The sequence below is a fragment of the Nocardioides sp. YIM 152588 genome, assembly GCF_040191335.1.
Taxonomy (GTDB): Bacteria; Actinomycetota; Actinomycetes; order Propionibacteriales; family Nocardioidaceae; genus Nocardioides.
In genome coordinates this window covers 41,365-50,721 of sequence record NZ_JBEGDJ010000031.1, presented here as the reverse complement: position 1 = coordinate 50,721, position 9,357 = coordinate 41,365, and the positions used below count along the sequence as shown (strand labels likewise).

Genomic DNA, 9,357 nt, shown 5'->3' with positions numbered 1-9,357 from the left:
AGCGCAGCGAAGACGCGCGCGCGGCAGCGTGGCGAGCGCAGCGAAGACGCGCGCGCGGCAGCGTGGCGAGCGCAGCGAAGACGCGCGCGCGGCAGCGTGGCGAGCGCAGCGTGGCGAGCGCAGCGAAGACGCGCGCGCGGCAGCGTGGCGAGCGCAGCGAAGACGCGCGCGCGGCAGCGTGGCGAGCGCAGCGAAGACGCGCTCGCGGCAGCGTGGCGAGCGCAGCGAAGACGCGCTCGCGGCAGCGTGGCGAGCGCAGCGAAGACGCGCTCGCGCCGTCGAGCACCGACCTCACGGCTGCCATCGCGGGGAACGCACGGCGAGCACGCGGAGGGAGCGCCAGCGACCGGAGCGGACGAGCCGGGCTTCTCCGCGCGCAGCCGCGGTGAGACGCCAGAACACCTGGCACCGAGCGAACCTCGACCGCGCGCGCGGCAGCGTGTCGAGCGCAGCGAAGACGCGCTCGCGCCGTCGGACTCAGTCCAGGTCTTCCTTGGACCGCGCGGCCTCGTAGCGCTCGGAGACCTTGCCGGCCCGGGCCTCGACCTTCGACGCGAACGCCGTGCGCTGGTCGTTGAGGAGCAGGAACGACGCGACGCCGCTGATCAGGAACGCCACCACGATCACCCAGAGCACGGGCACCGAGTCGGCGGCCAGGAACCAGACGCCGAAGACGATCGCGAACGCGCCGAGGAAGAGCCCCATGCGCAGGGCGGTGTAGATCCAGAACTCCTTCACACCCCCAGGGTAGGCGAAGGGCCGCCGGCGACCATGATCGTGGTCGCGGGCGGCCCTCGGCTGCGGTCCGGTACGGCGTCAGGGGCGCTTCTCGACGGTCAGGTCGATCAGGTCCGTCGCCATGGCGGCGGCATCCTCGGAGCCGACCAGGTCGGGCGTGATCGCGGTCAGCGTGTAGCGGTAGACGCCGGCGTTGTCGCGGTAGCCGACCTCGGTGTTGAGCTCGTCGTCGGTCCAGGCGACGTACGCGACGCCGTCGACGCCGTCGACCTCCTCGAAGTTCGCCCAGTTCTCCTCGGCTCCGGAGCGGTCCTCCTCGAAGGCGTCGACCTCCACCGCCGCGTCCGTCACCACGGCGACGCTGTAGGGGGTGTCGCCGACAGCGGTGAACGTGCAGCCGTCGGCCTCGGTGCCGACGCCGAGCCAGTCGGACAGCTCGGCCTCGGTGAAGGGGCAGGCGCCGAGGATCGTGGCCGGCTCCGAGGGGCCCGCGAAACCGTTCCCCGAGGAGGCGTCGTCGTCGCCGCTGCAGGCCGCGAGGGCGCCGGCGGTGAGCAGGGTGGCAGCGGACAGTCCGAGAATTCGACGCATCTTCACGGCGCGAACCTTATACATCGCAGATCCGGTGCCCTCGACCGGTGGGTTATCGGCGCCGCGCGACCTACTCTGGCTGTGTGAAGTTCCTGCTCGTCGTCATCATCATCGCGATCGCGGTGTACTTCGCGGTGCGGTTGATCCAGGACGGCGGGTTCTCCTCCTCCGGAGCGAAGCGCCCAGGACCGGCACCGCGGCGACCGCACCGCCCCGCCAAGCCCAGCCGGCCGGTCGCCCCGGACGACGATGAGGAGTTCCTCCGCGACCTCGACCGGAAGCGGCTGGACCCACCCGACAGCTAGCGCGGGCCGGCGGGGCCGACACCCGGCAGGCGTCCGGCCCCGCCGACCGAGCGCGCGGTGGCTCGCCCTGAGCCCCTGCTCGGCCTGCCCTAACCCCCGGCTCGGCCTGGCGCGAGCCCCGGCTCGGCGGCCAGGACGACCGACTGCTCGACGGGGCTGTCGACGGCGTACGAGTGCTGGCTCGAGGTCGAGAAGTAGTTGATCCCGATGAAGTTGAACCACAGGGTGCCCAGGCCGACCAGCGCCAGGATCGCGGCGTTGCGGCCCTTCCACCCCGCGGTCGCGCGGGCGTGCAGGTAGCCGGCGTAGACGACCCAGGTGATGAACGCCCAGACCTCCTTGGGGTCCCAGTTCCAGTACCGCGACCAGGCCTCGTGGGCCCAGATCGGGCCGGTGATGAGCACCGCGAAGGTCCAGACCGGGAACGCGAAGGCGTGCACCCGGTAGGCGACCCGGTCCAGCGCCGCCAGCGACGGCACCTGCCCCATCCAGCCGGCCAGCTCGGTGCCGCCGGCGCGACGCTCGGCGCGGGAGCGGACCAGGTACATGATCGAGGCGATGCCGCCGAGGGTGAACGCGCCGGTGGCGATCACCGCGGAGACCACGTGGATGACCAGCCAGTAGGAGTTGAGCGACTCGGCCAGCGGCGCGACCGGCTCGTGCAGCCAGATCACGGCGACCATCAGCACCGAGAGCACGAAGGTGATCACCAGCGGCGCCATCCAGGCGAGCTTGAGCCGCTTGTAGAGCACCAGGTACAGCAGCGTCACGACGAAGCTGCCGGAGATGGTGAACTCGTACATGTTGCCCCACGGCACCCGGTTCGGGTCCGCGGCCATGCCCCGGCCGACCAGGCCGACGAAGTGCGCAGCGCAGGCGATGATCGTCAGCAGCAGGCCGAGCCGGGCGAGGAACGCGATGCGGTCCGACCGGCGCGCGACGTCGGGACCGGCGGCGGCCGGCTCGCCCGCGTCGTAAGACGACCACTCGCCGCCCTGCGCGGGCACCGTCTCACGGGCCTTCTCGGCGGCCGGCTGGCGCAGCGCGGCCCACTCGGCCAGGTGGACCAGGAGCGCCAGGAAGTAGACCACCCCGGCGGCCGCAATGGCCTGGTTGCTCAGCGTTTCCCACGCGGCGTTGCTCACGAACCCAGCTCCTGCTTGTCGGACTTCAACTTCTCGGTGCTCAACTTCTCGACGAGGCCGTCGAGGACCTCGCTGACGTCGGCGTTGCCGGAGCGGTCCAGGACCGCGACCTCGACCATTGTGGCCCCCTCGGCCCCGTCGTCCACCCTGCGCGCCCGCACCCAGACCCGGCGGGGCCGGATGAACAGCGACCCGCAGAGCCCGATCAGCGCCAGCACGACGCCGATCAGCGCGACCTCCTTGCCGGGGGTCTGGCTGATCTGCACCCGCACCCACGGCTCGACGCCCTCGAACGTCACCGACCCCAGGCCGTCCGGCAGCTCCCGGGTGTCGCCGGGCTGCAGGTCGATCCGGAACGGCGAGTCGTCGTCCTTGGTGATCAGCTCCGCGTCGGACTTGTCCAGCACGTAGACCGACTGCGCCGCCCCGTCGTCGAGGCCGAGGTCGCCGGTGTAGGCGAGCATCGACAGCGTCGGGTTGAGGTCGTCGCCGAAGACGGTGACGGGGTTGCCGTCGACCAGGTCGAAGCTCGGGTAGAAGAAGCCCTCGAGCCCGATCTGGCCCGGCTTCGCCGCCGGCGCCTTGATCACGCCGAAGGAGAGGAAGCTGGAGTCCTGGGGCAGGAAGACCGTCGGGCCGGTGTAGGCGATGTTCCCCTCGCCGTCGGTGACGGTGACGATCGGCGCGTAGCCGTGGCCGATCAGGAAGACGTCGGTGGAGCCGATCCCCAGCGGGTGGTTGACCCTCAGGTCGTACGCCGCGGGGTCGCTGCTGCCGCAGCGCTCCTGGTAGGTCAGCCCGGCGTTGAACTTGATCGCCATGCCGGCGCGCGGGCCCTCGGTCAGCCAGGTGTCGTCGTAGGAGTCGACGTCGAAGCAGAAGTCGTCGAGCTGCTCGGTGCGGAAGAGGGCGCCGGGGTTGAAGTCGTCGTACTGGGTCAGGTTGTTGGTGAAGGTGCTGCCCTGCACCAGGATCACCCCGCCCTGGTAGCCGAAGAGCCCGCCGATCGCGAAGCCGGCCAGCACCACCAGCACCGACAGGTGGAAGAGCAGGTTGCCGGCCTCGCGCAGGTAGCCGCGCTCGGCGGCCACGGAGTCGGTCCCGTCCTCCGTCTCGCGCAGCCGGTACCGCCTCCCCAGTACGCCGCGGGCGCGCTCGAGCACCGCCGCGGGCTCGTCGGTGGTGGTGAACGTGGCGTGGTCGGGCAGCCGGGTGAGGTTCCTCGGCGCGGCGGGCGGCCGGGCGCGGGCGGCGCGGAAGTAGACCGCGGTGCGCGGCAGGATGCAGCCGACCAGCGAGACGACCAGCAGCAGGTAGATCGCGGAGAACCAGACCGAGTCGTAGACCGAGAAGAGGTCGAGCTTCTCGTAGATCGGGGTGAGCGTCGGGTGCTCGTCCTGCCAGCGGCTGACGCCGAGCGCGTCGACGCCGGACTGCGGGATCACCGAGCCCGGCACGGCGGCCAGCGCGAGCAGCAGGAGCAGCACCAGCGCGGTGCGCATCGAGGTGACCTGGCGCCAGGCCCAGCGGCCGAGCTCGCGGGCGGTCAGCTCGCCGGAGCGGCGCTGGTGCTTCGCCGGGCGCTCGCCGGAGTCCGGGGCGGGGCCGGTCGGCTTCGTGGAGGTCACACCGACACCTCGAACCCGTCGACCAGCTGGAGCTGGACCCAGGCGGTGAGGTGGTCCCACCAGCCGGTCACCATCAGCACGCCGACGGTGATCAGCATCAGGCCGCCGAGCCGCATCACCCAGACCTGGTGGCGGCGCACCCAGCCGAGCGCGCCGAGCGCCCGCCGGTAGAACAGCCCGGCGAGGATGAACGGGATGCCGAGGCCGAGCGCGTAGCAGAGCGAGAGCAGCGCGCCGCGGGCCGCGGTGGCGTCGACGAAGGTGAGGTTGACGATCACGCCGTAGGTCGGCCCGATGCACGGCTGCCAGCCGAGGGCGAAGAGGGCGCCGATCAGCGGCGCGGCGCCGAGCCCGACGGCGGGGACGGTGTGGAACCGCCACTCGCGCTGCAGGACCGGAACCACGCCGGCGAAGACGAGGCCGAGCCCGATCAGGCCGAAGCCCATCACCAGCGTGATCGTGTCCTGGTACTCGCGCAGCCAGCGCCCGATGGCGCCGGAGGCGGCCCCGATCAGCACGAAGACGGCCGAGAAGCCGGCCACGAAGAGCACCGAGCCGGCCAGCATCCGGCCGCGGTGCCGGGCCTCGGCGCTGCCGTCGGCCAGGTCCGCGCCCGACAGCCCGGTGGCGTAGGAGAGGTAGCCCGGGAGCAGGGGGATCACGCACGGGGAGAAGAACGAGACCAGGCCCGCGATCATCGCGACCGGCACCGCCAGCGCCAGCGACCCGCCGGCGGCCTGGCTCTGGAACCACTCACCCATCCGCGGCCGCCTGGCTGCCGGTGCCGCCGGTGCCGCCGGTGCCGCCGGGCAGCAGCTCCTCCACGAGCGCGGTGATGGTGCTGCGGGACGGGATCGGGCCGTTGATCAGCGCCGCCACCCGGCCGTCGGTGTCGAGCACCAGCGTGGCCGGGGGCGCGTACGGCGCGTAGCGGCCGAACCCGAGCAGCGTGGTGCTGCCGGGGTCGTAGAGCGAGGGGTAGTCCACGCCACGGTCGCGCTCGAACGCGGCGGCGTTCTCCGGCGCCTGGTCGCGGATGTTGATCCCGACGAAGGAGACCTGGCCGGGGTGCTCGGCGGCGAGCTGCTCCTCGGCCTCGACGAGCATCGGCATCTCGGTGCGGCACGGGCCGCAGCCGGACCACCAGACGTTGACGACGACCACCTGGCCGCGCAGGTCGGCCAGGTCGAGCGGGTCGCCCGCGACCGTGGTGCCGGCGACGTCGACCGGCTCCTGCCGGTCGTTGGCGGCGACCTCCACGACGAGGCCGTCCCCGGCGACGTACTCGACGCCGTCGGTGCCGCCGACCTTCGAGCAGCCGGAGACCAGGAGCACGGCGGCCGCGAGTGCTGCCGCAGTGCGCAGGGCGCGGTTCATGCCGGCGTCGGCCCCTCCGGCTTGTTCTCCTCGGGGGCGTCGCCCGCCGAGAACGGGTCGTGGACGTCCGCGGCCGGGATCAGGTCGATCGCGGGCTCGGCGTAGGAGACCTGGGCGATCTCGGTGCCGACGAAGTGGAACGAGGTGACCGAGCAGAGGGTGCACTGGCGCTTGCGCGGGTCGTGCAGGAACGAGCGCCCCTCCACGGCGAGCCGGGTGGTCCAGATCGGCAGCTGGTGCGAGACCAGCACCGCCTCGTGGCCCTCGGCCTCCTTGCGGGCGTCCTCGACCGCGGCGAGCATCCGGACCACGATCGCCTTGTAGGGCTCGCCCCACGACGGGCGGAACGGGTTCCACAGGAACCGCCAGTTCGCCGGGTTGCGCAGCGCGTTGTCGCGCTTGCCGAACCGCATCCCCTCGAACCTGTTGGTCGACTCCAGCACGCGGTCCTCGAGTCCGACCTCGAGGCCGAGGCTGCCGGCGAGCGGGGCGGCCGTCTCGCGGGCCCGCTCCAGCGGGGAGGACCGGACGACGGTGATGTCGCGCTGGGCCAGGTGCTCGGCGGTCTTCAGCGCCATCGCCTGGCCGCGGTCGGAGAGGTGGAACCCGTCGCGGCGGCCGTAGAGGATGCCCTCGGGGTTGTGCACCTCGCCGTGGCGGACCAGGTGGACGACGGTGTCGGGGGTGCTCATCGGCCCTCACCCCCGGCGGCGGCAGCGGCGGCCCGGGCGGACTCCGGCAGCGCGTCCAGGATGGTCTGGACCGCGCGGTCGTCGTGGGCGGCGGAGACGAACCACGCCTCGTACGCCGACGGCGGCAGGTGCACGCCGCGGTCGAGCATCGCGTGGAAGAACGCCCCGTACGCCGCGCCGTCGGTGCGCTGCGCGCCCGCGTAGTCGGTGACCGGCTCGTCGGTGAGGAAGACCGAGAACATCGACCCGGTCGACTGGATCACGTGCGGCAGGCCGGCCGCGGTGAACGCCTCGGCGACGCCGGCGCGCAGCGTGTCGGCGACGGAGCCCAGGTGGGCGTAGACCTCGTCGGTGGCCGCCCGGAGCGTGGCCAGCCCGGCGGCGGTGGCGACGGGGTTACCCGACAGCGTGCCGGCCTGGTAGACGGGGCCGTCGGGGGCCAGGTGGCCCATCACGTCGGCGCGGCCGCCGAACGCCGCGGCGGGCAGGCCGCCGCCCATCACCTTGCCGAAGGTCATCAGGTCCGGCACCCAGCCCTCGACGGCACCGTCGGTGCCCCACTGGCCGGCCTTGGAGACCCGGAAGCCGGTCATCACCTCGTCGCTGATGAACAGCGCGCCGTGGGCGCGGCAGGTCTCGGCGAGGAACGCGTTGAAGCCGGGCGCCGGCGGGACCACGCCCATGTTGCCGGGGGCGGCCTCGGTGATCAGGCAGGCGATCCGGTCGCCGTGCTCGGCGAACGCCGCGGTCACCGCGGCCCGGTCGTTGTAGGGCAGCACCAGCGTGAGCGCGGTGGAGGACTCCGGGACGCCCGGGGTGCCCGGGATCGCGAACGTGGTCAGCCCCGAGCCGGCCGCGGCGAGCAGCGAGTCGACGTGGCCGTGGTAGCAGCCGGCGAACTTCACGACCAGGTCGCGGCCGGTGAAGCCGCGGGCGAGGCGGATCGCGGACATCGTCGCCTCGGTGCCCGAGGAGACGAGGCGGGCCCGCTCGACCGGCGTACGGGCGACGATCTCCTCGACCAGAGCGATCTCACCCTCGGTGGGCGTGCCGTAGGAGGTGCCGCGGGCGACGGCGGCGCCGATCGCGGCCATCACGTCGGGGTGCTGGTGGCCCAGGAGCATCGGGCCCCAGGAGCAGATCAGGTCGACGTAGGTGTTGCCGTCGACGTCGGTCAGCCACGGTCCGGCAGCGCTGGCGATGAAGCGCGGCGTACCGCCCACGGCGTTGAACGCGCGGACCGGGGAGTTGACCCCGCCGGGCGTCACCGCGCGGCCACGGGCGAAGAGCGCCTCGGAGGTCGCGGTCGGTCGGTCGACGGAGCGCTGCAGTTCAGGAGCGGGCGTCACACGGGACATTGTCACCGATCGGCCCCAATGGCCCACATCATGGCCGCCCCGGCCGATTCCACACGGAGGGAAACTCCGACTACTTACCATCAATCTTGCGCGAAAACCTGGAACTTGTTCCTGTGACGCGCGTAACGTCATCTCGCAACCACCGTTGGAGATGTGTCGCTTCCGTGGGAGGGCAGCGGCGAGGCGCGGACCGTCCGGGACGCGCCGGCGAGACCCGATCGTCCGCGAACGGGTGCTAGGGGAGAGAGCATGTCGAGGAAGCGTCTGGGGCGGCTGCAGCGCGCCGCAACGATCGTGCCGCTGGCCCTGCTGTCGGCGGCGTGGACCGCCAGCGTCGCGGGGACGGGCGGCCCCGTCGCCCCGATGCTCGCCTCCGACCTCGGCGAGGGCACCCTGGCCGACGGCACCGGCGTCCCCGACGACACCATCGACGACCCCGCGAGCCTCTCCAACCCCGGCTCCGTCGAGGGCGTGGAGAAGCGCAACGAGGCCGGCATCGTCGCGGCCGCGGCGACCAACCAGATCCCGTCGGCCGCGCTCGCCGCCTACCAGCGGGCCGAGAGCGTCATCAACTCAGCCGACAAGTCCTGCAAGCTGACCTGGCAGGTGCTGGCCGCGATCGGCCGGATCGAGTCCAACCACGGCCGCTCCGACGGCAACGTGCTCAGCGACGACGGCGTGGCCGAGCCCGGGATCTACGGGGCCGCGCTGAACGGCAGGAAGAAGACCACGGCGATCCCGGACACCGACGGCGGCCAGTTCGACAACGACCAGCGGTGGGACCGGGCGGTCGGCCCGATGCAGTTCATCCCGTCCACCTGGTCCGTGGTCGGCGTGGACGCGGACGGCGACGGCCAGCGGAACCCGCAGGACATCGACGACGCGGCCCTGGCCAGCGCCGTCTACCTCTGCTCGGGCAAGGACAACCTGTCCACCGCCTCCGGCAAGCGCACCGCGATCTACCGCTACAACAACAGCGACGACTACGTGAGCCTCGTGCTGAAGGTCGCCGACGCCTACGTCGACGGCGACTACGCGACGGTGCCCAACAACTCCACGGCGGCCGGCTACATCGTCCCGGAGCCGACGTACGCGCCCACCCCGAAGGCGCCGGCGCCGACCAAGAAGCCCGCCGGCACGACCGGCAAGAGCCCCGGGGTCGGCTCCCCCAGCCCCGCGGCGCCGACCGGCGGGTCCGGCACGACCCGGTCCGACGGCGGCTCGGGCAGCACCACCGGCTCCGGTGGCAGCGGCGGGGTGACCGACAGCGGCGGCAGCTCGGGCTCGGGCTCGAAGGACTCCGGCGGCACCAAGGGCAGCGACGGCCCGATCGACGTGCCCTCCACCGGAACCCCGCTCGACGACGTCGTGGAGCCGGTGGTGACCGCGATGAACGGCATGCTCGGCAAGCTCCTGCCCGAGATCGGCAAGACCCGCTGCCGCGTGGTCTTCGCGCTGTGGCCGAGCAAGCGCGAGGAGTGCCTGGCGTCGTACGGCGGCTGAGCCGTACGGCGTCCGCCGGC

11 protein-coding genes are annotated in these 9,357 nt (G+C 72.6%); 2 read left to right on the top strand and 9 right to left on the bottom strand.

Translation table 11 applies throughout. From position 1 onward, the window contains the following. From ABLM29_RS14915 to ABLM29_RS14905, 3 genes are all read right to left on the bottom strand, one after another. Window positions 1-295 (bottom strand): hypothetical protein (locus ABLM29_RS14915; protein ID WP_349714914.1); only part of this gene is annotated, 295 nt, incomplete at its 3' end. Window positions 296-477: 182 nt separating this feature from the next. Beyond that, on the bottom strand, window positions 478-738 hold the full coding sequence (locus tag ABLM29_RS14910; RefSeq protein ID WP_349714913.1) for a DUF4229 domain-containing protein: 261 nt from the start codon (window positions 736-738) through the stop codon (window positions 478-480). A gap of 78 nt (window positions 739-816) precedes the next feature. Beyond that, window positions 817-1,335 (bottom strand): hypothetical protein, encoded by a 519-nt coding sequence (locus tag ABLM29_RS14905; protein ID WP_349714912.1) that lies wholly within the window; start codon window positions 1,333-1,335, stop codon window positions 817-819. 77 nt (window positions 1,336-1,412) lie between these two features. Between ABLM29_RS14905 and ABLM29_RS14900 the strand changes: the two genes are divergently transcribed. Continuing rightward, window positions 1,413-1,634, top strand: a complete 222-nt coding sequence (locus tag ABLM29_RS14900) for a hypothetical protein (protein ID WP_349714911.1) — start codon at window positions 1,413-1,415, stop codon at window positions 1,632-1,634. An 89-nt stretch (window positions 1,635-1,723) separates the two neighbouring features. Here the strand turns inward: ABLM29_RS14900 and ccsB are convergent, their stop codons facing one another. From ccsB to hemL, 6 genes are read right to left on the bottom strand one after another with little or no spacing between them, the layout of a single operon-like run. Next, window positions 1,724-2,779, bottom strand: a complete 1,056-nt coding sequence (ccsB, locus tag ABLM29_RS14895; protein WP_349714910.1) for a c-type cytochrome biogenesis protein CcsB — start codon at window positions 2,777-2,779, stop codon at window positions 1,724-1,726. Further along, on the bottom strand, window positions 2,776-4,407 hold the full coding sequence (gene resB, locus ABLM29_RS14890) for a cytochrome c biogenesis protein ResB (RefSeq protein ID WP_349714909.1): 1,632 nt from the start codon (window positions 4,405-4,407) through the stop codon (window positions 2,776-2,778). Before resB ends, ccsB begins: the two co-directional genes overlap by 4 nt. Beyond that, a complete protein-coding gene (locus ABLM29_RS14885; protein ID WP_349714908.1) occupies window positions 4,404-5,168 on the bottom strand; it encodes a cytochrome c biogenesis CcdA family protein in 765 nt (254 codons plus the stop codon). The genes resB and ABLM29_RS14885 overlap by 4 nt, the downstream gene beginning before the upstream one ends. Continuing rightward, window positions 5,161-5,784, bottom strand: a complete 624-nt coding sequence (locus tag ABLM29_RS14880) for a TlpA family protein disulfide reductase (protein ID WP_349714907.1) — start codon at window positions 5,782-5,784, stop codon at window positions 5,161-5,163. Before ABLM29_RS14880 ends, ABLM29_RS14885 begins: the two co-directional genes overlap by 8 nt. After that, window positions 5,781-6,476, bottom strand: a complete 696-nt coding sequence (locus ABLM29_RS14875; RefSeq protein ID WP_349714906.1) for a histidine phosphatase family protein — start codon at window positions 6,474-6,476, stop codon at window positions 5,781-5,783. Before ABLM29_RS14875 ends, ABLM29_RS14880 begins: the two co-directional genes overlap by 4 nt. Beyond that, window positions 6,473-7,825 (bottom strand): glutamate-1-semialdehyde 2,1-aminomutase, encoded by a 1,353-nt coding sequence (hemL, locus tag ABLM29_RS14870; RefSeq protein ID WP_349714905.1) that lies wholly within the window; start codon window positions 7,823-7,825, stop codon window positions 6,473-6,475. The genes ABLM29_RS14875 and hemL overlap by 4 nt, the downstream gene beginning before the upstream one ends. Before the next feature lie 258 nt (window positions 7,826-8,083). Between hemL and ABLM29_RS14865 the strand changes: the two genes are divergently transcribed. After that, window positions 8,084-9,337, top strand: a complete 1,254-nt coding sequence (locus ABLM29_RS14865; protein ID WP_349714904.1) for a lytic transglycosylase domain-containing protein — start codon at window positions 8,084-8,086, stop codon at window positions 9,335-9,337. Window positions 9,338-9,357: the final 20 nt, after the last annotated feature.